The 24458-nt window shown below is 70.3% G+C and carries 23 protein-coding genes and 1 tRNA gene; 8 read left to right on the forward strand and 16 right to left on the reverse strand.

Translation table 11 applies throughout. The features are described from left to right. Positions 1 to 15 precede the first annotated feature (15 nt). Both ACFYYB_RS41625 and ACFYYB_RS41630 read left to right on the forward strand, forming a co-directional pair. Positions 16 to 201: a hypothetical protein gene (locus ACFYYB_RS41625; protein WP_327305495.1), complete on the forward strand. Its 186-nt coding sequence runs from the start codon at positions 16 to 18 to the stop codon at positions 199 to 201. A gap of 16 nt (positions 202 to 217) precedes the next feature. After that, positions 218 to 1489, forward strand: coding sequence for a cation:proton antiporter (locus tag ACFYYB_RS41630; protein ID WP_389443860.1), 1272 nt, complete (start codon positions 218 to 220; stop codon positions 1487 to 1489). 35 nt (positions 1490 to 1524) lie between these two features. Here ACFYYB_RS41630 and ACFYYB_RS41635 read toward each other — a convergent pair whose 3' ends face one another. The 10 genes from ACFYYB_RS41635 to ACFYYB_RS41680 all read right to left on the reverse strand — a co-directional run bounded on the left by ACFYYB_RS41635 (position 1525) and on the right by ACFYYB_RS41680 (position 11344). Further along, the gene (locus ACFYYB_RS41635; RefSeq protein ID WP_389443862.1) at positions 1525 to 1986 is read right to left on the reverse strand and encodes a hypothetical protein; all 462 of its coding nucleotides are present in this window, start codon (positions 1984 to 1986) and stop codon (positions 1525 to 1527) included. A 2-nt stretch (positions 1987 to 1988) separates the two neighbouring features. Further along, positions 1989 to 2489: a hypothetical protein gene (locus ACFYYB_RS41640; protein ID WP_389443864.1), complete on the reverse strand. Its 501-nt coding sequence runs from the start codon at positions 2487 to 2489 to the stop codon at positions 1989 to 1991. 29 nt (positions 2490 to 2518) lie between these two features. After that, positions 2519 to 3868 (reverse strand): hypothetical protein, encoded by a 1350-nt coding sequence (locus tag ACFYYB_RS41645; RefSeq protein WP_389443866.1) that lies wholly within the window; start codon positions 3866 to 3868, stop codon positions 2519 to 2521. A gap of 29 nt (positions 3869 to 3897) precedes the next feature. Continuing rightward, positions 3898 to 4269: a hypothetical protein gene (locus ACFYYB_RS41650; RefSeq protein WP_389443868.1), complete on the reverse strand. Its 372-nt coding sequence runs from the start codon at positions 4267 to 4269 to the stop codon at positions 3898 to 3900. A 146-nt stretch (positions 4270 to 4415) separates the two neighbouring features. Continuing rightward, complete coding sequence (locus tag ACFYYB_RS41655) at positions 4416 to 4754, reverse strand: MerR family transcriptional regulator (protein ID WP_385367191.1); 339 nt, start codon at positions 4752 to 4754, stop codon at positions 4416 to 4418. 856 nt (positions 4755 to 5610) lie between these two features. Further along, a complete protein-coding gene (locus tag ACFYYB_RS41660; RefSeq protein WP_389443870.1) occupies positions 5611 to 6765 on the reverse strand; it encodes a N(5)-(carboxyethyl)ornithine synthase in 1155 nt (384 codons plus the stop codon). 192 nt (positions 6766 to 6957) lie between these two features. Further along, positions 6958 to 7269 (reverse strand): SCO5918 family protein, encoded by a 312-nt coding sequence (locus tag ACFYYB_RS41665; RefSeq protein WP_389443872.1) that lies wholly within the window; start codon positions 7267 to 7269, stop codon positions 6958 to 6960. Between the two features lie 182 nt (positions 7270 to 7451). Beyond that, complete coding sequence (locus ACFYYB_RS41670; RefSeq protein WP_389443874.1) at positions 7452 to 8999, reverse strand: DEAD/DEAH box helicase; 1548 nt, start codon at positions 8997 to 8999, stop codon at positions 7452 to 7454. A 318-nt stretch (positions 9000 to 9317) separates the two neighbouring features. Further along, complete coding sequence (locus ACFYYB_RS41675; protein WP_267034052.1) at positions 9318 to 9521, reverse strand: cold-shock protein; 204 nt, start codon at positions 9519 to 9521, stop codon at positions 9318 to 9320. A gap of 335 nt (positions 9522 to 9856) precedes the next feature. Next, entirely contained in the window at positions 9857 to 11344 is a 1488-nt protein-coding gene (locus ACFYYB_RS41680; protein WP_389443877.1) for a helix-turn-helix domain-containing protein, read from the reverse strand. A gap of 328 nt (positions 11345 to 11672) precedes the next feature. On the opposite strand from ACFYYB_RS41680, the gene ACFYYB_RS41685 reads away from it, so the two are divergent. Further along, positions 11673 to 12398: a DUF4232 domain-containing protein gene (locus ACFYYB_RS41685; protein WP_389443879.1), complete on the forward strand. Its 726-nt coding sequence runs from the start codon at positions 11673 to 11675 to the stop codon at positions 12396 to 12398. A gap of 252 nt (positions 12399 to 12650) precedes the next feature. Continuing rightward, entirely contained in the window at positions 12651 to 13139 is a 489-nt protein-coding gene (locus tag ACFYYB_RS41690) for a histidine kinase (RefSeq protein ID WP_389443881.1), read from the forward strand. Between the two features lie 40 nt (positions 13140 to 13179). Here ACFYYB_RS41690 and ACFYYB_RS41695 read toward each other — a convergent pair whose 3' ends face one another. Then, positions 13180 to 14424 (reverse strand): DUF4365 domain-containing protein, encoded by a 1245-nt coding sequence (locus ACFYYB_RS41695; protein ID WP_389443883.1) that lies wholly within the window; start codon positions 14422 to 14424, stop codon positions 13180 to 13182. A 200-nt stretch (positions 14425 to 14624) separates the two neighbouring features. On the opposite strand from ACFYYB_RS41695, the gene ACFYYB_RS41700 reads away from it, so the two are divergent. Then, positions 14625 to 15614, forward strand: coding sequence for a hypothetical protein (locus ACFYYB_RS41700; protein WP_389443885.1), 990 nt, complete (start codon positions 14625 to 14627; stop codon positions 15612 to 15614). A 404-nt stretch (positions 15615 to 16018) separates the two neighbouring features. Here the strand turns inward: ACFYYB_RS41700 and ACFYYB_RS41705 are convergent, their stop codons facing one another. The 4 genes from ACFYYB_RS41705 to ACFYYB_RS41720 form a co-directional block, all read right to left on the reverse strand. Further along, positions 16019 to 16663, reverse strand: coding sequence for a response regulator (locus ACFYYB_RS41705; protein WP_389443887.1), 645 nt, complete (start codon positions 16661 to 16663; stop codon positions 16019 to 16021). A gap of 1 nt (position 16664) precedes the next feature. Continuing rightward, positions 16665 to 17846 (reverse strand): sensor histidine kinase, encoded by a 1182-nt coding sequence (locus ACFYYB_RS41710; protein ID WP_386505446.1) that lies wholly within the window; start codon positions 17844 to 17846, stop codon positions 16665 to 16667. 5 nt (positions 17847 to 17851) lie between these two features. Next, positions 17852 to 20071: an MMPL family transporter gene (locus ACFYYB_RS41715; protein ID WP_389443890.1), complete on the reverse strand. Its 2220-nt coding sequence runs from the start codon at positions 20069 to 20071 to the stop codon at positions 17852 to 17854. 240 nt (positions 20072 to 20311) lie between these two features. Continuing rightward, positions 20312 to 20382, reverse strand: a tRNA-Gly gene (locus ACFYYB_RS41720). 467 nt (positions 20383 to 20849) lie between these two features. Between ACFYYB_RS41720 and dcd the strand changes: the two genes are divergently transcribed. Continuing rightward, complete coding sequence (dcd, locus tag ACFYYB_RS41725; RefSeq protein ID WP_243330723.1) at positions 20850 to 21437, forward strand: dCTP deaminase; 588 nt, start codon at positions 20850 to 20852, stop codon at positions 21435 to 21437. Continuing rightward, a complete protein-coding gene (locus ACFYYB_RS41730) occupies positions 21434 to 21946 on the forward strand; it encodes a phosphoribosyltransferase (RefSeq protein ID WP_389443892.1) in 513 nt (170 codons plus the stop codon). Before dcd ends, ACFYYB_RS41730 begins: the two co-directional genes overlap by 4 nt. Positions 21947 to 22044: 98 nt before the next feature. Here ACFYYB_RS41730 and ACFYYB_RS41735 read toward each other — a convergent pair whose 3' ends face one another. Further along, complete coding sequence (locus ACFYYB_RS41735) at positions 22045 to 22980, reverse strand: Yip1 family protein (protein WP_389443894.1); 936 nt, start codon at positions 22978 to 22980, stop codon at positions 22045 to 22047. Between the two features lie 245 nt (positions 22981 to 23225). On the opposite strand from ACFYYB_RS41735, the gene ACFYYB_RS41740 reads away from it, so the two are divergent. Beyond that, positions 23226 to 24263 (forward strand): hypothetical protein, encoded by a 1038-nt coding sequence (locus ACFYYB_RS41740; protein ID WP_389443896.1) that lies wholly within the window; start codon positions 23226 to 23228, stop codon positions 24261 to 24263. Positions 24264 to 24458 lie beyond the last annotated feature (195 nt).

The raw sequence follows: 24458 nt of genomic DNA on the forward strand, positions 1-24458 counted from the left end.
CCGATTGGACCCCCCATGAATCCGAGCCTCAAGATCTTCCTGACGATCTTCTGCTACATCAGCGCCGTGATGGGCGTCGTGACAGCCGTCCTGCACGCGAGCGACCAGCCCGCCCAGACCACCGCGGCCGTCATCGCCGGCGGCCTCGGCGTGGTCTTCCTGTTCGCCGGCATCGCCCTCAGCCGCCGCCCCCGGCACTGACGGCAGCGGACACCGCATGTTTCCCCTCGACTCCGTCGGCCACTTCTTCCTCGGTGCGGCCGTCGTCCTCGCCGTGTCCCGGGCCGCCGGCGGCCTCGCCGTCCGGGTGGGCCAGCCGCGCGTGATGGGCGAGGTGGTCGCGGGCATCGCCCTCGGCCCCTCGCTCCTGGGCGCGCTCGCCCCCGAGGCGGCGGCGTGGCTGTTCCCGGAGGCCGTGCTGCCCATGTTCTCCGGGCTCGCGCAGATCGGCCTGGCGGTGTTCATGTTCTTCACCGGGCAGGAGCTCTGCTCGATGCGGGTGCGGGGCACCGCCCGGGAGGGGCTCCTGGTCAGCCAGGCATCCCTGATCATTCCGTTCGCCGGAGGCGCGCTGGCCGCCCTGCCGCTCGCGGACCGCTACACGCCCGAGGGCATGCCGGAGTCCGTCTTCGTCCTGTTCATCGGATGCGCGATCAGCATCACGGCGTTCCCGGTGCTGGCCCGCATGCTGGAGGACCTGGGCCTCTCCCGCACCCGCCCCGGCCGGCTGAGCCTGTTCGCCGCCGCCGTCGGTGACGGGGGCAGCTGGCTGGCGCTCTCGGCGATCCTCGCGCTGTCCCAGGGCTCGGACCACCGGGACGCGGCCGTACGCGCGCTGATCGTGGTGGTCGTCGTCGCCGTCTACCTGGGGCCGGTGCGCAGGGTGGCGGCCCGGTGGTTCGCGCGCAAGGGCGGGACCACCGACCTCGCCACCCTCCGGGTCGTGCTCGTCATCGCGATCGCCGCCTCCGCGGCGCTGACCGCCGCCCTCGGCGTGCACCAGCTCATCGGCGCGTTCCTGGTGGGCCTGGTGTGGCCGGCCGGGAACCCGTTCGCCGTCGCCGCCGCCGAGCCGCTGGCCACCACGTCCAAGACCGTACTGCTGCCCTTCTTCTTCCTGGGCTTCGGGCTCGGAGTGGACCTGTCGGCCCTGGACCTGTCCTCGGGCGGGGGGCCGGCGCTGCCGGCCCTGCTGTCGGTGGCCGTCCTCGGAAAGATCGGCGGCGCGGGTCTGGCCGCGCGCTACGCGGGCCTGCCCTGGCGGGAGTCGTTCACTCTGGGCGTGCTGCTGAACACCCGCGGACTGACCGAACTGGTCGTCCTGCGCATCGGCTACGAGGCGGGCATCATCGACGCCCCGCTCCTCGCGGTCCTCACGGCCATCGCCCTGATCACCACCCTGATGACCGCCCCCCTGCTCAAACTGGCGCCCCCGCCACCTCCGGCCCCGGCCCCGGACACCCCACACCCCGCGACCGCGACCCACTGACCACCCCGGGGACAGCCGGAGACCGTCAGAGCCGGTCAGAGCCGGAACAGCACTCCGCGCCAGGTCCAGCCCGCGTCGAGGACCGCCTGGCGCAGGGGGTCCTTCATCTCCCGGGTCTCGAAGCGGAAGGTCTCGACCCTGTGCTCGCGCCCGTCGGGCCCCGTCTCCTTCCCCCACACCCGGTACACCGCGTTCGCCGGCCCGCGGGAGCGCTGCCCGAGGACGTGCTCGCTCAGCGAGACCTCCCACTGCTCGTCCACGGCCCGTACCTCGTGCTTCGCCGCGTCCAGCCGCATCCGGGTCCAGAGCCGCACGCGCAGGTGAGGGAGCCGGCACTCGGCCACCAGGTCGCCCTCCTTCGGGGTTCCGTTGCGCACGGCGAAGGGGACGCCCGGCCCGTTGAGCGCCAGGAGCGCCGACCGGACCTCGAGGGGCGTACGCGGTGCGACACCCTCGTCGGGACGCCGGGTGCCGAAGTACTGGTCCAGGAGGCCCATCGCTAGGCCCCCGCCACGGTGTCCGGGCGAACCGTGCGCACGAACTCCTGGAAGTCCCCCAAGACCTCGTCGTGCTGGGCCGCCGTGGCGGTCAGGGCCAGCCGGATCACCGCCCGCCTGCGCGGGTCCCGGACGTCCGCGAAGGTCAGGAACACCTGTGACTGGACGAGGTCGTGCCGCACGTCGCCGACGACGGCCGAGAAGATCAGCCGCTGGGTCAGGGCGGGCGCCTCCGCGTTCCCGACCTCGCGGCGCCCGGCCACCACGACCGGGTCGACGGACTCGCGCAGGCGCTGCGCCGACTCGTCGGCGAGTTCGGCCAGGGTCGCCGAATCCTTCGGGACCTCACCGGAGACGGTGATGTTGGCGGTGAATCCGCCGTCCGTGTCGGGACGCACCGCGGCGAAGGCCACCCCGGGGACGTCGACGCCCTCCGGGGGCGCGGCCGGGAGCCAGCCTTCCGGTAGGCGGAACTCGATCGGTACCGGCAGTGCCATGGGCATGGTGGGCCCTCCTTACGCGGGGAAGTACATCAGAACCAGCCGCCGACGGTGTCCTTGACCGAGCCCGCGGCATTGCCGAGCGCGTCTACCCCGTCCCCGACCGCGTCACCCACCGCGTCGGCCGCGTCGCCGACGCTCTCGGCCACCTTGTCCGGGTCGACCGTGAACTCCATGCCCACGGATCCGCCCAGGGCGGGGGAGAGCCCCACCTTGCCGCCGATCTTGTACACGCCCTCGTCGTTCTTCTCCCAGCCCCATTTGGCCTCCGCACCGGGACCGGCCCACCCCTCGGCCGTGGCACCGAAACCGATGCCGGCGACCTCGGCGCCTCCGGCGACGGAGGCCTTCGCCCCGGCGAACGCCTTCGCGCTGCCGACGACGCCGTCCTTGCCCGCCTTGATGCCGGCGCTCGCCTCCGCGCCGGCGAAGCCCTCGGCCCGCCCGTAGACGCCGGCGTACGGACCGTACTCGGCCCGGCCCTCGGCGAGCCCGCGGAGCCCCGCGGACGCCTCGGCCTTGGCGTTCAGGCCCGCGTCGGTGAAACCGAAGTTCGCGCTGGCCCGGGCGCCTCCGTAGGCGTCGGCGACCCCGGAGAGCTTCCAGTCCCCGTTGGTCGTCGACCCTTGGGCGTTGAGGTGGAAGAGGTCGGCGGCGGCCTTGACCGAGCCCTCCTTGCCGTACTTGGGGCCGGTGACCTTGAACTCGGCCCCGGGCCCCTTCGCCGAGGCCGAGCCCTCGGACGACCATCCGTCGGTCTTCGTCGGGACCTCGTCCGCCCCGGGTGCCCCGGCCTTCCCGAGGTCACCCTCGGGGTGGGCGTTGAACCCGTTGAAGGTGGCGTCGTTCCCCTTGCCGAAGGCGTCCTTGTTGCTGTCCACGACGGCGGCGCTCAAAGCGGTCTTGACGGTCTGGTCGGCCCCGGAGACGGCCTTCACGCGGTCATCGATGTGCTGCTGCCAGGTGGCCACGGCTTCGCGGATGAGTGTCTGGCCGTCGGGATCGTGGTGGTACGCGCTGCGCTCGGCGGGCGTGAGCCTGGCGTAGTCGAAGCCGATGCGCCCCTGCTCGGACACGGTCATGCCGGCGGCTATCGCGTCGTCGCGGGCGCTCTCGAGCTTCTGCTTCAGATCGGTGAACAGGTCGTGGGCGTCCCGCAGCAGGCTCGCGATCGCCTTGGCCTGGCTCTGGGCCGCGGCGTACTCGTAGCGGGTGGCCGCGAACTTGGTCTGCGCGGCCCCGGCGCTCACGCCGGTCCAGTCCGGGCCCACGGTGATCTTCTGGACGGTGTCGCCGTAGCGGATCTCGACCTTGTGCAACTCGGCTGCCATGGCCTCCCACTGGGAGGCGGCCGTCGTCAGCAGGCCCAGGTCCGTGGTCATGACTTCGTGGTAGGTCGGCACCGAAGCCCCTACAGGGTGTTCAGTTTGGACTGGGACAGCAGCTGGTCGCCCACGCCGGTGTCATTGCGCACGAAGAGCCCCGAGGCGCCGCGCAGCGCGTTCTTCTCGGCTGCCAGCCGGCCCATCAGGGCTCTCACCTGCTGGTCCCACGTGTCCGCGACCGTCTTCAGGCCCGCGGCGGTCTCCCAGCCGGCGAAGCCCTTGTGCGCGGAGCCGGTGGAGTCGTCCGCGTGCTCCGCGGCCTTCTTCGTGTCCGGCTCCAGCTCGTTCTCGATGGTGCCGGCCGCCGCCTTCTTCTCCGCCGGAGTCGACGCGAAGTCCGGTTTCCCGCCGCCCGGCCCCGAAGGCTCCGGCGGGATGCCGTTCAACCGCGTACCCACTTGCCCGTCCGCGCCGCCCGCAGAATCCCCGGCCATGGTGTCCCCCCGTATCGGCAGAGTGCGATCTTAGGATGAACGCCATCCCGCTCCGCAAGCCTCGGGGTGTTCCGGTCGCGGGACCACCGTCCTGGACGGGCGCGTTCGCCTCAGGCCGAGTCCGACGGTGTGGACGCTTCCGCGGCGCGGCGGTACTCCGCGTTGATGCGCTGGGCTTCTTCGAGCTGGTCCTCGAGGATGACGATGCGGCAGGCCGACTCGATGGGGGTTCCCTGGTCGACGAGTTCGCGGGCTCGGGCAGCGATGCGCAGCTGGTACCGGGAGTAGCGCCGGTGTCCGCCGGCGGAGCGGAGCGGAGTGATGAGACGGGCTTCGCCGAGCGCCCGGAGGAATCCCTGCGTGGTGCCGAGCATGTCCGCGGCCCGGCCCATGGTGTAGGCGGGGTAGTCGTCGTCGTCGAGACGGCCGAACGAGTCGTCTGCTGTCATTGAACCTCTCTCGTGGAACGCGTGGAGGGGCCCTGGCGCCTATGGCACCAGGGCCCCGAAGGAACTACTACACCATCTGTCGGCCCTGATACTGCGCCGACCCTGTGATTCCGCCGACCCGGCCGAGATGATGCCGGGGGTGCGGGGATCGCGATTGCTTGACCGGAGACCACCTCGCTATCGATGTCCTGCGGTACCCGGGCTCAGGCTGCCGCCCGGGCGATCCTGATGGTGCTCGGCTCCTCCGTTCTTCCCTCGGTGATCAACTGCTCATTCATGCACTGCTGGTGATGCGTACTGCCGGTGATGCCGGGTGGCCTGCGGGAGCGCCACTCCTCTTCGGCAGCCAGCCCCGTCGCCCATCGTGCGTCTGCTCTGGCTTGGAACCCCACTGCCGAACTTCCCGGTGCGCGCGTCCGCAGCCGACGCCTTCACCGAGGTGCTGCTCTCATTGACTGCACTGCTGGGTACTGCGCACTGCACTTACGGGTACTGCACCTACGGGTACTGCCACCGCATGGATCGCGGTACTTCTCGCGGCGGCCCCTGATCACTGCGGGCCGCCCGGTCCGGTCGTCAGTCCCGTCGCCGTCCTGCAACCGCTCTGGCTTCGACACTCCACAACCGCACCGCACTGCTGCACTGCGATAGCTCGTACTGCGGGTACCACTGCCCGGCAGTTCGTTTCTGCCGGGCCTTGCTGTCTCTCTGGGCTACGAGAAAAACCATAACCACGCCACGGCCCAATGTCTACTCCAGCCGCGATAGATTTTCGTTCGGCCGGCGAAGAGGTAATCGGTCGCCCCCGCTCCGCGGTGACCCTGCGTGGATACGCCGCCGATCGGGTGGCACCGGTTCAGATCAGGGCGTGCGGGTACTGCGCGGCGCGCTGCTGGAAGGCCAGGACCGCCGGATTCTGGACGGTGCCGCCGCGGATCTCGATCGCCCGGCGAATGGTGTGGTCGCCGTCCCAGCCGGCCGGCCCCTCGAGGACCGACCGCAGGAAGGGAATCAGCGCCTCGCTGTTCTCCCAGGTGGCGGCGTCCCACAGGTAGGAGGGGCTGTGGTCCACGGCGTAGTAGTGGACCTGGTCGCCGACGGTGAACATCGGCGCGTCGAAGGTGGTGGCCCGGGCCCAGGCGAAACCCATGCCCTCGTCGCAGGAGACGTCGATGACGAGGGTGCCGGGCGCGAGCTTCGGGAGGTCCTCCTCGATCAGGAACATCAACGGCGCCGCGGTGTCCTGGAGCACGCAGTTCACGATGATGTCGTGCCCGGCGAGGAAGTCGGCCAGCGGCTCCGGACCGTCCTCGGTGACCACGATGCTGCGCCGCGGGTCGAGGGTGTCGTCGGCCTCGTCGTGATCGAAGTGCACGATCCGTGCCGAGTGGATCGGCGAGCTGACGGCGGCGATGCCGCGGGCGGTCAGCACATCCACATCGTGAACGCCCAGCGCGCTGAGCGCGGTCACCGCGCCGCGGGCCGTGGCGCCGAAGCCGATGACCACCGCACGCCGCCGGCGCCCGTAGTCACCGGTCGCCCCGGTCAGTTGCATGGCGTGCAGCACCGACGAGTACCCGGCCAGCTCGTTGTTCTTGTGGAAGACGTGGAGGCTGAATCCCCCGTCCCGGGTCCAGTGGTTCATCGCCTCGAAGGCGATCACCGTGAGCTTGCGGTCGATGGCGGCCTGGGTGACCTTCTCGTCCTGCACGCAGTGCGGCCACCCCCACAGCACCTGCCCGTCCCGCAGGTCCTCCAGGTCTTCGTGCAGCGGTTTGGCCAGCAGGATGACGTCGCACTCCGCGATCAGTTCCTCGCGCGAGCGGAAACCGGCGACCCACGGGGCGAGTTGAGCGTCCGAGACGCCGAAGTGATCGCCGTAACCGGTCTGCAGGTAGATGTGGGGCTGGAGGTCGGCATCGATGCGTTCGAAGTGCGCCGGGTGGATCGGCAGACGGTGTTCGTTCTCTTTGCGGGTCTGCGACATGATTCCGAGCTTGAGCTGCTGCATGATGGGTCTACTCCAGCGACGATAGATTTTCAGGCGTTCGAGGATCAGGTAATCGGCGATCTGCGCCCACTGGCCGGGCGCCGGGCAAGAAGCCCCGTACGCGGGAGGGCCCGTACGCGGGAGGGCCCGACCGGCACGTGCCGGTCGGGCCCTCTTCGCCGTCCGGGCGCCGGCTCGTACCGGTCGGGTCGCTCAGACCGCCGCGGGGGCGCCGAGCATCGCGGACGCGTGCTGGACCGGGCTGAGGGGGCGCGCGGGCGCGGCGGCCCGGGGGATCCCGCGGCAGGTGAAGCCGAGCTGGGTCATGGCCCGCAGGACTTCACCGATGCTGAAATCGCGCCTGTCCTGGCGGGTGAGGACCTGACCGACCTGCTTCACGGGGTAGACGCGGCGGCCGATGATCACGGAGTCGCCGACGACCTCCTCGGGCTTGACGTCCTTCATCGATTCCAGGACGCCGCTCTTGGTCAGCTCGAACGGGAAGCGGGCGATGACACAGCGCATGTTGCCTCACAGGAAGAAGGGGAGGGGGGCGGTTCTGCGGTGATGAGGCCGATCAGCGGGCGAGGGCGAGGAGATGAACCGCGGGGGTCGCCGGGTCGGCTGTGAGGGAGCGGAACTCCATCCGGACCAGCGTCACGACGTGCCGCCTGCAGAGATGGGTCAGTCTTCTGATCACGTGGTGGTCAGGCCGCCGCATCGAAGGTGGACTGACGCGCACTTGCGCGGCGTGCGGCCGAAACGGGCCGGCGCTTGCCGCGGGAGGCCGTACCGCGCTTGGCACGTTCGACGACCGGTGCGGTGATGGTGACGGGGATGCCGGAGGGTGCCTGGGCGCCGGTGATCCGGTTGAGGGCTTCGTCGCCGGAGCGGACCTGGGTGGTCTGGGGGCTGATTCCGGCGGCTTGCATGAGGCGGGTCATGTCGCGGCGCTGGTTGGGGGTGACCAGGGTGACGACGCTGCCGGACTCGCCGGCGCGGGCGGTGCGGCCGCCGCGGTGGAGGTAGTCCTTGGGGTCGGTCGGCGGGTCCACGTTGACGACGAGGTCGAGGTTGTCCACGTGGATGCCGCGGGCGGCGACGTTCGTGGCGACCAGGACGGTGACGTGTCCGGTCTTGAACTGGGCCAGGGTCCGGGTGCGCTGGGGCTGGGACTTTCCGCCGTGCAGGGCCGCGGCGCGGACCCCGCTGTCGAGGAGGTCCTGGGTGAGGCGGTCCACGGCGTGCTTGGTGTCCAGGAACATGATCACGCGGCCGTCGCGGGCGGCGATCTCCGTCGTCGTCCGCTGCTTGTCGGCGCCGTGGACGTGCAGGACGTGGTGCTCCATGGTCGTCACCGCGCCCTGCGAGGGGTCGACGGAGTGCACGACGGGGTCGGTCAGGTAGCGGCGGACCAGCAGGTCGACGTTGCGGTCCAGGGTGGCGGAGAACAGCATTCGCTGGCCCTCGGGGCGCACCTGGTCGAGGAGCGCGGTGACCTGGGGCATGAACCCCATGTCGGCCATCTGGTCGGCCTCGTCCAGGACGGTGATCCCGACCTGGTTCAGCCGGCAGTCGCCGCGGTCGATGAGGTCCTTCAGGCGACCCGGCGTCGCCACCACGACGTCGGCGCCGCCCCGTAGCGCGTGGGCCTGGCGGCCGATGGGCATGCCGCCGACGACGGTGGCCAGGCGGAGCTTCACGGCACGTGCGTACGGGGTGAGCGCGTCCGTCACCTGCTGGGCGAGTTCGCGGGTCGGTACGAGGATCAGCGCGAGCGGCTGGTGGGGTTCGGCGCGCTGTCCGGCGGTGCGGGCCAGCAGGGCGAGGCCGAAGGCGAGGGTCTTGCCGGAGCCGGTGCGGCCACGGCCGAGGACGTCGCGGCCCGCGAGGGTGTTGGGCAGGGTGGCGCCCTGGATCGGGAAGGGCACGGTCACTCCCTGCGCGCCGAGGGCGGCCAGCAGCTCGGCCGGCATGTCGAGATCGGCGAAGGCTTCGACGGCGGGCAGCGCGGGCGTGATCGTCTTCGGCGGCGCGAACTCCCCCTGAAGTGCGGCGGGGCGTCGGCCCGAGCCGCCCGAGCGGTTCGATCCGCCCGAGCCGCCCGAGCCCGAGCGGCTCGGACCTGCGGAACGGCTCCGAGCCGGGGCGCCGAATCGGCCGCCCCGCTCCGAACCGGCGCTCGCGCCGAAAGCGGAGCCACTGGTGCGGCCGCGGGTACTGGACGAGCGTTCGTTCCTACGTGTGGGGTTCATGAGAAACCTTCCTTGACACGGCACGCATCAAGGAATTCCCACAGCGGAAGATCGGCGCGGGGAATTGCGAGAACGGACCGAATGGAATGCGGAGGCGGATCCGCCCGCGAGAAATATGCACGGGGACGGGCGCTGCAACGAGGGTTGCGGTCGCGTCATACGGACGCGAAACTGGAGAAAAGAACTCGGGTGTGGCTACGGGGCTGCGGCATCCCGTGCCGGGTCCCGCGGGTGGACGCACCGCGGGAGATGTGCAGCTGGGGCCCGCACCCCGAGGGATGCGGGCCCCAGCTGCGAAACGCGAAACGCGATTCTGCGTCAGGCGGGAACGATGTTCTCCGCCGTCGGGCCCTTCTGGCCCGGCGCGATGTCGAAGGTGACCTTCTGGCCTTCGAGCAGCTCGCGGAAGCCCTGGGCGGCGATGTTCGAGAAGTGGGCGAACACGTCAGGGCCGCCGTCTTCCTGCTCGATGAAGCCGAAACCCTTTGCCGCGTTGAACCACTTCACGGTGCCGGCAGCCATGTCATATCTCCTTGGGGCAGTACACCAGCGTCCGCACTGTGCGGAGACCGTGTCGCCGCGATGATGCCCCGCCCGGAAAATGACCGGAAATATGAAGCGCCGCCATGCGGCGCGGAGGCCGACCGGAGGTGCTTTAAGTTTTTTGGGTACCAAAACTGCAACCGAGATCGACACTAGCACGTCGCAGTGGAACGCAGGGGGCGAATAAATTCAACCCTTGCGCCGCGGTAAAAACTCTCCTCGCGGTGCCCGTTAAATTCTCAGACCGCCGGGACAGATATTGATTCACCCCGAGCGCAGTGTCGTGAGGCCGCGGGCAGGGTACGAGGGGTCTCTCATTCCGTGTACGGCAGCCAGGCGTTGTCGTTCGCGTTGTACCAGTAGTCGTGGCCGGTGTTCAGGGCGACCGTGCGGAACGGGCGGCCGTGGTCGTCGATGCGGGTGGTGCCCTTGCGGTCGCCGCTGCTCCAGGCCAGCTCCAGGTACCAGCTGACGTCCTGACCGAGGGTGGCGGCGTCGATGTTCAGCACCTGCGGGTCGGTGTCGGAGACCTTGTACGGGAAGTCGGTCGAGCCCGTCGACCGCTCGCCCTCCTTGCCGGGTACGGCCTTGGCCCTCGGGGAGGCGTCGTCCAGGTCCACGGCGAAGGACGCCGGCACCAGCGCGCCGCCGCAGCCGGAGCCCATGGTGTAGGCGTTCCAGCCGGGAGCCTTGCGGCCGCTCACGACATGGACGTACAGCGCGTGCAGGACCGCGGGCTTGCCCTCGGTGCCCTGGACGGTCAGCTGCATGCGCAAGTGCCCCGCAGGGACGGCGCGCAGGGCCCGGGCCCACCCTTCGGTCGCCTGCCGGGCGGGGGGCGGGGGGACCGTGCCGGGAGCCTTGTCCAGGGCGAACCACTGGTCGCAGGGGCTGTCCCAGTTGTCCGGCAGGACGTTGACCGTGAAGGGGGCGGTGGAGGAGGCCCCTTCCTTGGCGCCGGCCGGCGAGGTGGAAGCGGACGTTGCCGAGGCGGACGCGGACGGTGCCGAAGGGGACGACGCTCCGGGGCTGACCGGGGGCGCGGAATCGCCCGTGGCCGCGGGAGTCGGTGACGACGCCCCGCCGGACGGCACGGCCGGGCCCCCGGCCGCCCGCTCGCGCGAGGACGACTGGACGGCGCCGTGGCGCGCGTCCCCATCACCCGTGCCTCCCATGGCTGAGACGGCGGCGGCGGTCCCCGCCACCGCGGCGGTGGCCACGGCGGCCGCAACGGCGAGCAGCAGCCGAGACCGCCGGGCCTTCGGTACGGAGGCCCGGGCGGGGCCCGGCTGGACGAGGACGGCGGGGGTGGGTGCGGGTGCCTCCGCCTCCGCAGATGCCGATGCCGATGCCGGCGCGGGGGCAGGGGTAGGCAGCGGGGCGGGTGCCTCCGCAGCGGCAGGTCCGGGCGTCGGAGCGGACCCGTCTGCGGCCGCCGGCGCCGGCGCGGGGTCGGTCTCCGCCTGCGGCCGCGCCTCCGCAGCCTCCCCGGCCACCACGACCGCTGCCGGGTCCGCCGCTCCTGCCCCCGGGGCCTGCCCCTCGGTCACCCCTCGCCGCCGTTCCACCAGCGCCAGCAGCCACTGCCGGTGCAGCGCGACCAGTTCCTCGGCCGAGGCACCGCAGACCCGGGCGAACCGCTCCACCGGGGCGTAGTCCGTGGGCACCGCCGCGCCGCTGCAATAGCGGTGCAGCGTCGAGTTGCTGGAGTGCAGACGCTTCGCGAGGGTGCCGTAGCTGCGCCCCGAACTCTCCTTGAATCCGCGCATCAACTCCGCGAACCGCTCCGTCTCCGTGGCCATTCCACCCTCCCCCTCATCCCGGAAGCACGTTCCAGGCTCGCCCGATCGCCCAGGTGAGAGGGGTCGGGAGCGTTCCAGGGTTCCTACTATCCCGGTCCGGACGCCACTGGAACGAAACCGCCCCCACAGTTGCGACATCAACCCGCCGGTCCACCGGTCGGATCGGCGGCCGGATACGGCGGTCGCAACGGGAGGGTCCCCACCCGCCCCACCCGCCCCACCGGCCGCTCCCGGCAGCAGCCGACCGGATCACCGGCCAAACCCAACGTCTCGTCAGACGGAGAACGAAATCTCCGCCTGACGACCGCACCCACACGGAGAGTTCCTCATGCGTACCTACCGACTCCACCTCCGCACCACCGCCCTGGCCACCGTCACCGCCGGTCTCGCTCTGGCCCTGACCGCCTGCGGCGGCTCGGACAGCGCCGGCGGCCCGACCACGAACCCCGCCGCGACCAAGAGCGCGGACCAGCAGGTCTCGACCGGGACCGTGACGCCGTCCGGCGAGGGCGCCTCCGCCGCCCCGTCCGCCGGCAAGGCCACCGGAACCGGCACGGCCACCGCCACCCCGGCGAAGGCCGGTTCGGGCGGCAAGAACAAGGGGGACACCACGGGTGACTCCTACGCCTACACCCACCCCTGCTCGGCGGGGAACCTGACCGTCAAGGTCACTTCCCCGGCGGGCGCTCCGGCCACCGTCCGCGTCATCACCGTGACCAACAACGGCTCCACCTCCTGCGGTCTGGACTACTTCCCCACCGTCGGCTTCAGCGCCAAGGGCGCCGCGCTCGGCCTCCAGGCCACCGCCCCCGGCGGTCTGGGCGGCGCCCCGGCGTACCCGGTGCGCCCCGGCGCCACCGCCTACGCGGCGGTGAACCTCAACCCGTCGGGTGGCAACGGCCCCGTGGCCGACGAGATCAACATCCTGGCCGACAAGGAGCACATGCCGAACGCGGACGGCGTCAGCCTCAAGCTGACCAAGCCGGGCAGTGTCTCCCACCCGAAGGTCGGCCTGTACCGCAGCAACTCCCGCGACGCGCTGGGCGCCTTCTGAGAGGTCTCGGTCATCGAGCCCGCCGCGTGTCACCCGTACGGCGGATAGGTACGGGTGACCATTCCGGCAGCTCGGCACCGGATGACCCAGCGGCGGCCGTAGGCGCGGGCGCCGGCACCTCGGTGGCAGGACGGGCCGGAGAAGGGTCCACTGGTCGAGGGTGCGCACGCTCGCAAAGAACCAAACGGGCGCACCTCCACCCCCGACCTCCACCCTCGACCGACCCCATCGAAGCCGCGGAAGGCACCCGACATGGCCGACAGCCACCACCACATGCTGCTGATCAGCTTCGCGAGCGCCCCGGCCGCCCGGCCGGCGTACGAGGAGGCGGTCGGTCTTCCGGGGCTGCAGCAGGCCGCCGTCCTGGAGCGGTCACCCGAAGGGCTCCTCGACGTTCCGGAGAGCCACGTCGCCGGGGCGGGCGTGACCACGGCGGGTGCGGGCCTGGCCGGCGGCCTCCTCGGCCTGCTGGGCGGCCCCATCGGCGTCTTCATCGGCGCGGCCGCCGGGGTGGCCCTGGGCAACGCGGCGGAAGAGGGCTGGGCACAGGAAGGCGGCGCCGGCATGATCATGTTGAGCAGCCGGGTCGAGGACGGGGCGGCGCTGCTCATCGTCGACCTGCGCGAGTCGGATCCGCAGCCGGCCGACGACCTCGCCCGCCGACACGGCGGAACCCTGCAGCGCCTCACCGCGAAGGAGTTCGCCACCCAGGTCCGCGCCGCCGAACGGGCCGCCGGCTAGGCCGTCTCTTTCGGATCTCGCCGGGCCGAGCGGCTACGGGCTACCGAGCAGCCTTGTGCGACACGGAGGCGGCCGGCTCGGGAATGCGCCAGACGATGCGGACCTGTTCTTCGAGGGGAAGCGAAGGGCCGCCGACGTAGATGCACGTGATGAGGTAGATGACGGCCAGCCGGTACGCCTCCGGCTCGATGTCCTCGACTGCCTCGACGGTCGCCCGGCTGAGCCTGTTCACCTGCCGGACGACACGCGGCTCGGTCTCGAGGGAGCCGAGCTCGGCGACGATGCTCGGTTCCAGATCCGTTTCCTCGCGCAGGGCCAGGATCGAGCGCCGTACGAGGTCCGGTTCGGCTTCGATGCGGTCGAGGATGCGCGCGAGCACATAGGCATGGATGACGTCCGCTTCGATGCTGCCGTGTTCCTCGGGTTCCTCCCCCGTGCAACTGGCGCACCCGTTGCACTCGACGGGTTGGGCGAGGTCGTCCTCCGGACCCTGGTCGGCCTGCCGGGTGGACATGAAGCAGGCGGCCACCCACATGACCTCGGACCGGTTCAACTCGAGCTCCTCCGCGGTCCACAGATCGGGGTCTCGGAGCTCACCGCTGCTCCGTTCCTCCGGTGTCGGAAGCTCGGAGCGCATCAGCGACTCCAGGGTGACCCAGGCCGGCTCCCAATCCTGCGCGCTGAGCAGCAGCGTCGCCACCGCGTCTCCCGGGCGCTTCCAGAAGATGAGGTCGTCGTCCTCGCCGTTGACGAAGTGCAAGACGTGGTCCGCCGGGTCGAATTCCGTTCCGGACATCTCCGCGAGGTGGGTGAGGAAGGCCTGCCGGCCCCGATAGCGCCCGACGTAGCGGCGGGCCTGGGCGACGAAGGAGTCCATCGTGCTGTCGTCCAGGACCGCGTTGGGGCTCACGCCGATGAAGCGGAGCGGGTGGAAGGGGCCGTAGCGGCGGAGTTGCTGGGTGGCGTTCGCCCAGTACAGGCCCTTGGTGTCGGGGTCGTACACCGCGCAGTACACGGGGACGTTGCCGTCTGCCCACGTCTCGCCGTGCCGGTCGACGGGCACCGCGTAGCCGTTCGCCCGGCGCCAGCTTTCCCCGCCCTTGACCTGGACCTTGATCGTGTCGCTCGTGACCTCACCGTCCTCGGTGAAGGTGACGTAGAGATCCTCGCCGAAGTCGTTCTGCCCGGATATCTCCTGAACGATGTGGTCGTGCTCCTCAAGCAGCGTGCGCAGCGCGTTCACCGCGGCCTGGCCCACGCGCCGCCCTGTGGGGATCTTCGGCATTGCCACCTTCTCCAGAGGTCCCTGGTCCGCCCCGACGGACCGTGACGGCCCCGCCGTCCCTCACCCTGCACCACGCCTCTGACATCGAACTGTCAACTGCCCGTCGTTACCCCTGAGGTAATCGTCTTCTCCGGCGCCCTCGAAGAGGCTTGATCCATCGAAGCGATCAAACGATCGAGCGATCACGAACGGGGAACGACATGACCATGCGGCGGTACACGCGCACCGGAGTGTTCGCGGCGGCCACTCTCCTCGCAGGTTTCACCATCGGTGCCGCGCCGGCCACCGCCACCGCCGAGGGTGGCGAGTGCGCCGAGGTCCGCGCGAAGGTGGACCGGCTCGAAGGGCGGATCACCCCGAACGCCTGCGCCTTCATGAAGCGGCAGATCGTCTTCGGCGAGGCCCCCAGCCTGCGGACCTACCTGGACATCTTCGACGAGGAGGCCAGCCTCTGGGAGGCCGGCGGCAAGCCCCAGCGCGGCCACGAGGTGATCGGCGCCTCGATCGGCAACTCGCTCCGCCTCGTGCCGGACCTCCGCTACCGCGGCACGGACGTGGTCGCCGACGGCGCCGTGATGATGTTCGGCCAGCAGAACACGGTCACCCTCAAGGGCCACAAGGTCAACTACCCGCAGATCGCCCGCAACGTCCTCGGCGATGACGGCAAGACCCTCCAGGCCCGCCGCTACTACGACCGCTACGAGCTGGTCCAGGTCCTGCCCGAGTCTCAGCGGCCCCGCCCCCTCTTCGCCGGCATCGCCGACCCGGCCGGCCCCGGCCCGCGACGCGGAGCGGCCCCCGACCGGTTCCACGCCCAGGAAATCCCTGCCCGCCTCGCCGCCTGGAACAGCGGGGACGCCGCAGCGCTGGCCGCCCGTACGGGCAACGCCAAGCTGGCCGGGCCCGGCCTGGACCGGCCGCTGACCACCCAGGAGGGCAAGACCGCCTATCTACGGCGGCTGTTCGAGAACGCCGACGTCGAGTTCAAGGCGGGCCAGGTCGCCTTCGGCCGCACCACCACCTACGTCGAGTGGCACGGCACGATGACCGGCCCCAAGGGCACCGACATCCCCTTCGGGATCGTCGAGCGCATCGGCCCGAAGGGCGAGTGGGAGCTCTACTTCGACACCCTGCCGGTGATCGCGGACGCGGACGAGATCCGCGGCCTGTTCAAGACGCTCGCGAGCTAGGCGCGGTGCGGCCGTGCACCGGCCGCTCCCCGGCGGCGGGGAAGGCGGCGCCCAGACAATGAAGAAGGCCCAGGTCGTTGACCTGGGCCTTCTTACAAGAGCGGATGACGGGAATCGAACCCGCGCTATAAGCTTGGGAATCAACGGTGCTCGGGCTGCTCATGTGGTCTCTGACCTGCAGAAACCCTCCCCAGGGTGTGCGTTTGGAGATGCCTTCGGAGCCCGGTGTTGTCCGCTGTTCACCGCTCCGAAGGGCACGGATGGGGCACGTGCCGGGAAGGCGCTGCTACGAGCGCGTTCTGTGGGTGCTGCGAAGGCGGTGACGGTCCGAAGGGATGCGGCCGGGAGCCGACGCCTGCGGCCGTAACCACTGCGCAAGTGGCTCAGGTCGAGCCGCAGGCGGGCTAACGCCGGTCCAGTAGACCCCCCTGCAGGGCCAGTACGACCGCGCGCGTGCGGTCGCTGACGTTCAGCTTGGCGAAGATGCGGAGCAGATGGGTCTTCACCGTGGCCTCGGAGATGACCAAGCGCTTGCCGATCTCCGGATTGGACAGGCCGTCCGCGACAGCACTCAACACGTCCACCTCGCGCGCGGTGAGCGTCACCGGCGAGGGCTGCCGCATCTTGGCCACCAGACGCTGCGCGACGCGTGGGGCCAGGACGGTCTCGCCCCGGGACGCTGAGTGAATGGCCTCGACGAGCTGGTCGCGAGTCGCGTCCTTGAGGAGGTAGCCGGTGGCGCCCGCCTCTACCGCATGCTCGATCTCGGTGTCGGTTTCGTAGGTGGTCAGGATCAGCACGCGAGTACCGGGACGGCCCGCGACGATCTCGGCGGTGGCACCCACCCCGTCGAGCACCGGCATCCGCAGATCCAGCAGCGCCAGGTCGGGATGCAGTCGGTCGACCAGCTCGACCGCCTCCCGGCCGTCGCTCGCTTCGCCGACGATGTCGATGGTGGGCTCGGAGGCCAGCAGCGCGACCAGGCCGGCGCGCATCACCGCGTGGTCGTCGGCCAGGATGATGCGGAGCACGTCTGCCGATGTTGTCATGTCACACCTGACCGTTCGTGGGAAGCATGGCGAGGATGCGGGTGCCGTCTCCAACCGAGCTGGTGACGGTGAGTTCTCCGCCGAGTTCGGCGAGGCGTTTGCGCATGCCGTTGAGTCCGAAGCCTCGGGACTCCTCGACCACGAAGCCCCGCCCGTCGTCGATGATTTCCAGCTCGATGCCGAACGGCCGCCGTGCCAGGACGACATCCACCGCGGAGGCTGCCGCGTGCTTGCGGATGTTGGCGAGGGACTCCTGAGTGCAGCGGAGCAGCGCGATCCGAGTCGGTTGGTCGCACTCGATGTCCGGCAGGTCTGCGGTGACGGTAACCCCGGTGTCCTCGGTGAACCGGTCCAGGGTCCGCCGCAGGGTTCTGGCCGCCGAGCCGGGAGCCACGCCGCTCTGAGGGGCCGAGCCGACGAGGACACGGGCCTCGGCGAGGTTGTCGCGGGCGGTCTGTTCGATGGACTGCAACTGCTGCGCGCTCCTCTCCGCATCGGTTTCGAGGCCGGAGCGGGCCGCCTCCGCCAGCGCGATGATGGAGGCGAAGCCCTGCGCGAGGGTGTCGTGGATCTCCCGTGCGAGGCGCTCGCGCTCCTCTGCGGCGCCCTGGAGCCGGTGTGCCTCGGCCAGGCTGAGCTGGGTGCTTTTCAACTCAGTGCGCAGCTGGGCGCGTTCGTCGCGCAGTTCAAGGGCCCGGGGCGTCAGTACGGCGATCAGGACGCTCACCGCGTAGACAGCGAACGAAGAGATGGCGTTGGTGGTGAGGACCTCGGCGTTCAGGCCCTCCCGCAGGCTGCCGCCGACCGTGATGGCCACGGCGCCGAGCCCGCTGTAGACGATCGAGGACCGCAGACTGTTCACGAAGATGACGAACTGTGGGAGCGCCAGCGTGTACAGCACCCCGAAGCCGTCGCGGAGGTAGGCGAGTCCGCCCAGGACGGGGACCAGTAAGGCTAGATAGGCGTACGCGCCGAGCACCGGATTGCCGGGGCGTCTGCGAACGAGCCCGTAACAGATGCCGAGGAGTGCCAGCAGCCCCAGCGACCCGTAACCGGTCGGGCGGGGGGTGTCTCCCACGATGGTGATCACGGCCAGCAGGCCGATGATCACCCAGGACATGACGTCCCACCAGTGGAGCATCCATATCCAGAACGGGTCCCCGCGCTGCGGACGTTGAAGCATGATCGTCAGACTACGTTCTCGAATGGACGGGGAGCCGGGGTGGTGATCTGCGCCGTAGGGGACGACCGGGTCGGCCGGAGCGGCCACCATGCCCGCTCGCCGAGAAGAAGCAGGAGAGACGGCAGGACCATGAGCCGGATGACCACGGCGTCCAGCAGTACGGCCACCGCCAGACAGAAGCCCATCTGCTTCATCTCGGTGAGGTGCAGGGCGACGAAGGCGCCGAACACCGTCACCATCACGATCGCCGCGCTGGTGACCACCTTGGCCGACCGGGTGATTCCGTCCAGCACCGCCTCGCGGGCTGACATTCCGTTGTGCATGGCCTCTTGGATCCGGCTGACCACGAATACCTGGTAGTCCATCGACAGGCCGAAGAGAATCACGAAGAGGAACAGGGGCACCCGGGACGCGATCGCGCCGAGGGAGTCGAAGGCCAGCAGGTCCTCCGCCCACGTCCCCTGGAAGAACACGACCAGCAGGCCGAGCGATGCCCCGGCGGACAGCAGATTGAGTACGACGCCGATCAGACCGATGACCACCGAGCGGAACGCCCACACGGTCATCCCGAAGGTGACCAGCAGCAGGAACCCGATGACCAGCGGGAGCTTGCTCTTCTCGTGATGCACGTAGTCGCGGCCCCGGGCCACGTCACCGCTCACCCCTGTCTCCACGCCGGACAGCATGCCGACCGTGGCGGGCACATGGTCCTTACGGAGATGCCCGAGCGACTCGGTCGCTTCGGCGGAGGGCGCGGGATACGGGACGGCCAGCTCCAGCACACTGATCCGGCCGTCGGCCGACGTACGCACCTGCGGCTCGGCGGTCCTGGCGAACAGAGGATCGGCCTGCGCTCGCCGGCCGAGATCCGCCAGAGCCTGCCTCACCTCCGGGGCCCGGTCCGGGGTGGAGCGGGCGACGACCTCATGCTTGACCAGAAGCTCCGGAAAGGCTGCGTTCAGCCGGTCGTAGACCTGCATGGCCGGGATGTCGCGCGAGAAGGTGTCCTTGCCCGGGTCGATGAGCTTCATGCCGAGCGCGGGCGCCGCCAGGGCGAGCATGACGAGCACCGATACGCTCAGGGTGACGGCGGGACGCTTCTGCGCGGGCCGCAGCAGGGCGCCGAACACCCGGCCCGTTTCGGCCGCCGCCCGCTGCGTACGGACCGGTTTGCCGCGGCTCGCCCGGCGGGCGGCCTTGCGGGCCGAACGGCGCTCGGACCGGCGCCCGATCGTCGCGAGGAGTGCGGGAAGTACGGTCAGGGAACTGACCATGGCGACCGCCACGACCAGGATGGTCCCCGTCGCCAGCGAGGAAAAGATGACGTCCCCGGCCAGATACAAGGTGGCGGTGGAGGCGATCACGGCGAGGCCGGAGACCACGATGGACCGGCCCGCGGTCGCCGCCGCCAGCTCCACCAGGGCTTCCGAGCCGAGCCGGCCACCGGCACGGGCCCGTTCCTCGCGTTCACGCTTGAGGTAGAAGAGCGCGTAGTCGACTCCCACGGCCAGGCCGATGAGCAGGGTCATGTTGGTCCCGACACCGGGGTCGGGGAGGCCGTGGGACGCGATCATGGACAGCCCCAGGGCGCCGGCGATCGAGGAGAGCGCGAGCAGCAGCGGCACACTGGCCATGACCACCGATCCGAAGACGATCAGCAGGGTGATGAGCGTGACCGGCAGCGTGATGCGCTCGGAGAGCGCGAGGTCCTTCCCGCGCTGATCATTGACTCCTTTGCTGATGGAGGGGGAGCCGGTCTCCTCCACGACCAGGTCGGGGTGGTCGTCGCGTACCTTCGCCGTTTGTTCGAGGAGCGGGACGACGTTCTTCTTGCCGTCCAGCTCGGGGCCCTTCAGGACCACCGAGACCCTGAGCACCTTGCCGTCCTTGGAGCGGACCGGGGCCGCCACGCTGTCCACCTCGGGCAGCTTCCGCATCCGCGCGGTGAGGTCCCGGGCCGCGAAGTCGGCTGCGGCCATGTCCGGAGGTCCGGACTTGGCGTAGAAGATGATCTGCTCGGTGGGCCTGCGCTGCAGGCCCCCTTCGGCTGCCATCGCTTCGGCGCGCCCCGCCTCACCGACCCGGAAGTCCTCGACACCGGCTTCGTTGGTACCGACCGCGATGCCGACGCCGAGGCACAGGATGACGAACACGAACCAGCCGGCGATCGCACGCCATGCGTGCTGCGCGCTCCAACGGGCTATCTGCACAGGGAGTTGACTCATACCGGAGATCCTGGTCGGCGGGGTGCGCAGCCCGACACGCCCGGCCGGTTGAACCTGCCGTCCACCGGTCGGTGGACGGCAGGAGAGCGCGCTACCGCTGTCAACGTCCTTGCAACCGCCCGGTAGCAGCCCGCCGAGCAGGCCGGTCAGGGGGGAAGGGGTGCGTGAGCGGTGCGGAACACCCGACCAGGCAGGGACAACGAAGAAGGCCCAGGTCATTGACCTGGGCCTTCTTGCGAGAGCGGATGACGGGAATCGAACCCGCGCTATAAGCTTGGGAAGCTCATGTTCTACCATTAAACTACATCCGCGTAGTCGTCCAGTTGCCTGGAGCGCTATCGTTTCTCACCCTACCCCATGATCGTCCCCTGGTGAATTCGTCCCGGGACTGGTGTCGCGTGTGGGGTGCACGGAGGGGCGTGGGGGCGGGAGTTGGGGCGTACCTTGTGTGTGCGGAGCGGCGGCTGGAGTGGGTCTTGTTCATCCCCTAATGTGGCGATTCATCGCAGTACGGCTGGTTGGGGAAAGGGACTCGATGGAGCACACCGTCGTCCGTTGTGCCGAAGGGCACGTATTCAGCACCGCTTCGTTCCCGCTGCAGCACCTCGGTGCCGGCCGGATCGGGCCGGGGCGGCTGTTGCGGTGTCCGCGCTGTGCGCGGCTGCGGCACGCCGTGCCCGTGGGAGCGGCGCCGAAGCGGTAGACACGAGGGAGAACAGCGGCGCGCGGGATTCCGCCTCGATTGGGGCGGCCCGCGCGCTCTGCGTATCCTCGGGACGTGCTTCTCTCTGATAAAGACATCCGGGCCGAGATCGACAGCGGACGGGTTCGCATCGACCCCTTCGACGAGTCGATGGTGCAGCCCTCCAGCATCGATGTACGTCTCGACCGGTTCTTCCGGGTCTTCGAGAATCACCGGTACGCGCACATCGACCCCGCGGTCGAGCAGTCCGATCTCACCCGGATGGTCGAGCCCGAGGGTGACGAGGCGTTCATCCTCCACCCGGGTGAGTTCGTGCTCGCGTCGACCTACGAGGTCATCTCGCTGCCCGACGACATCGCCTCCAGACTGGAGGGGAAGTCCAGTCTCGGCCGGCTGGGGCTGGTGACCCATTCGACCGCCGGGTTCATCGACCCGGGGTTCTCCGGGCACGTGACGCTGGAGCTGTCGAACCTCGCCACGCTGCCGATCAAGCTCTGGCCGGGTATGAAGATCGGGCAGCTGTGTCTGTTCCGGCTCAGCTCGCCCGCGGAGTTCCCGTACGGGAGCGAGCGGTACGGATCGCGGTACCAGGGCCAGCGCGGCCCGACGGCTTCGCGGTCCTTCCAGAACTTCCACCGGACCCAGGTGAGGCACGAGGCATGAGCGACGTAGTGAGTGGCGGAGTGCGTGAGAACCTTGACTACGAGGGATTCGGGCGGGCCGTGCGCGAGCTGGCGCAGACCGTCGCCGACGACGGCTACGAGCCCGACGTCATCCTGAGCATCGCCCGCGGCGGCGTCTTCGTCGCCGGTGGTCTGGCGTACGCGCTCGACTGCAAGAACATCCACCTCGTGAACGTGGAGTTCTACACCGGGGTGGGGACCACGCTGGAGATGCCGGTCATGCTGGCGCCCGTGCCCGAGGCGATCGATTTCACCGACAAGAAGGTGCTGATCGCCGACGACGTCGCCGACACCGGCAAGACGCTCAAGCTGGTGCACGACTTCTGCCTCGGGCACGTCGCCGAGGTCCGGTCCGCGGTGATCTACGAGAAGTCCCACTCGCTCGTGAAGTGCGAGTACGTGTGGAAGAAGACCGACGAGTGGATCGAGTTCCCGTGGTCCACGCAGCCGCCCGTGGTGACGCGTGAGGGACAGGTTCTCGACGCCTGAGATCCGTCCGGAGACGTGAGAGCGACGCGAGAGGGGCCCGCCGCGCGGTGTGCGTGCGGCGGGCCCCTCTCGCGTTCTGCGCGCGTGTGTGCGTGCGCTTAGATCGTGCCCAGCTTGATGATCGACAGCAGGGCGATCAGCTGGATCGCCGACGCGCCCAGGGCCTTCGGCCACGGCAGGTCGTGCGATTTGCTGATCAGGGAGGCGAAGAGCGCGCCGGCCGCCACCCAGGTGACCCAGCCCAGGATCTGGACGAGCATGTTGTCGCCGCTCAGGAACATGGCGAACAGCAGGCGCGGTACGTCCGTCAGGCTCATGACCAGCATCGACAGGCCCACCGTCGGCTGCCACGCCCCGTCGCCGCCCAGCTGGCGGGCCAGCGTGTGGGTCACGGCGCCGAGGATCAGGCCGCAGATCACGAAGGCCACGCCCGCCGAGAGGACGATCGGGACGGCCTGGGAGAAGGGGCTGTCGATGACGTCCTTGCGGGCGTCGTCGAGGCCGAAGACCGCGAGCGTGCCGTAGAGGAAGGTCACGATCAGCGCCGGCCCCCAGACGGCGTAGTCGCGCATCTGCAGGAAGGTCTGGCCCGGGCGGATCACGATGCCCCGGAGCAGTTCCTTCCACGGCAGCCGCGGACCGCTGGGGGCGGCGGCCTGGGCCGCGCCCGCCTGGTAGGTCGCGCCCTGGTTGTAGGAGTACGGGTCCTCGCCGATGGCGAAGGCCTGGGTGTACCCCGGTGAGTCACCCGGGCCGCCGGCTCCCTGGGCGGGGGGATGACCGGGGTCGTAGCCGTAGCCGGGGCCGGGGCCGTATCCCTGGCCGCCGCCCTGGCCGCCGTGCGGGTCGAAGTACTCGGGCTCGCCTTGGCCCCCGGAAGCGGCCTGCTGCGGCCACTGCTGGGGTGAGTAGGGCTGCTGGCCGTACGGCGGCGGCGCCTGGGGCGCCTGCTGCTGACCGTACGGCTGCTGCCGCGGAGGTTGTTGCGGGGTGCGGTTGTTGTCCCGGCCGCGTCCGATCCTGAATCCAGCCACGTGATCGAAAGTACCCGCTCCGGAGCGGGTGGATGGCCGGGGCGGCGGAAGAAGTCCCCTTTGCGGCTGAGCTGTGACATCCCCTAGGGGGTACCTGGAGGGGCTTCTCAGGGTGGGTTACGTGGCTGCGCGGCAGTCTGCCGATGGCTGTTACATCTCCGACGGAATACGGACATACCGGGTCCGTAGCTTCGTTGACGTAGCCACCGCCACGAAGCACGAACGAGCACGAGATGAGCCCCGTCATGCGTAGCCCGCACCGTCGTACCACCCTCCGTACCGCCGCCGTCGTGGCCGGTGCGGCCGCCGTCCTCGCCCTTCCGGTGGGTTCCGCCTTCGCGGATTCCCCGGCCGTACCCGACCAGCCGGTCCTGCCCGGCGTCGAGCAGCCGTCCGTGGACCCGCAGCAGCCGCAGGTGGACCCGACCGTCCCGCCGACCACGCCCCCGACCACGCCGCCGACCACGCCTCCGACCACGCCGCCCACCACCCCGCCGGTGCAGCCCTCCGCCCGGGCCTACGTGACGACCGTGAAGCTGGCCGACGGATCGATCGCCCGGGTCTACAAGATCGGCGAGGGCCACTTCGAGGCCGACATCTTCGTCGGCGGCAACAAGCTGGCCACCCTGGTCAGCAAGGACGGCAAGGCCGCCGGTGGGCAGAACAACGGGCTGCACGTGGTCCTCCAGCCGAACGGCACCGTCACCTCGTGGGTCGAGGGCGCGACCAAGCCGGTCGAGAAGCCGAAGCCGAAGCCGAAGCCGGTGGAGGAGAACTCCGTCCAGGTCGCCATGCCCGACGGGCGCAACGCGCGGCTGATCGACGGCCCGAACGGCAAGCGCGTCGAGCTCTCGATGCCGAACGGGAACCTTCTCGGGACGATCGACCTGAAGCACCCGACCGCGACGAACGACGGCTGGACGTACAAGCTCGTCCAGGACGGGAAGCGCGTGAAGTTCGTCGTCATCGACGGCAAGAACGGCGGGAACAGCTGGGTCTACGACTTCGCCAGCGGCAAGCTGATCGAGACGTACAAGGTCGACAGGGGCGGCAAGGACGCGAAGCCCGTCGCCAAGCCCGTCGCCAAGCCCGTCGAGAAGAAGGCCGTCGAGCGGGTCGTGCCGAAGGGCGGCGTGAAGGCCGGTGCGGAGGGTGTCGTGCCGGTGTCCGCCGATGCCGACAGCACGCTGCTGCTCGCCGCCGGCGGGGGCATGGCGGCGGTGGGCGCCGCGGGCCTCGGCTTCGCGATGCTGCGCCGCAGCCGGTCGTCCAACCAGTCCTGACCCCGGACCGGACCGACCGACCGACCGACAGACCGCCAACACCGGAGCGGCCCCCCCCCCGGGGGGGGGGGGCCCGCCGGGGGGGGGGGGGGCCCCGGGGGCCCCCCCCCCACCCCCGGCCGGCCGCCTCGGCGCCCCCGGGGGGTCCCCCCGCCCCCCCCCCCACCGCCCGGGGGCGTCCGCCGTGGGCGGGGC

The sequence above is a fragment of the Streptomyces sp. NPDC002886 genome, from assembly GCF_042888445.1.
Taxonomy (GTDB): Bacteria; Actinomycetota; Actinomycetes; order Streptomycetales; family Streptomycetaceae; genus Streptomyces.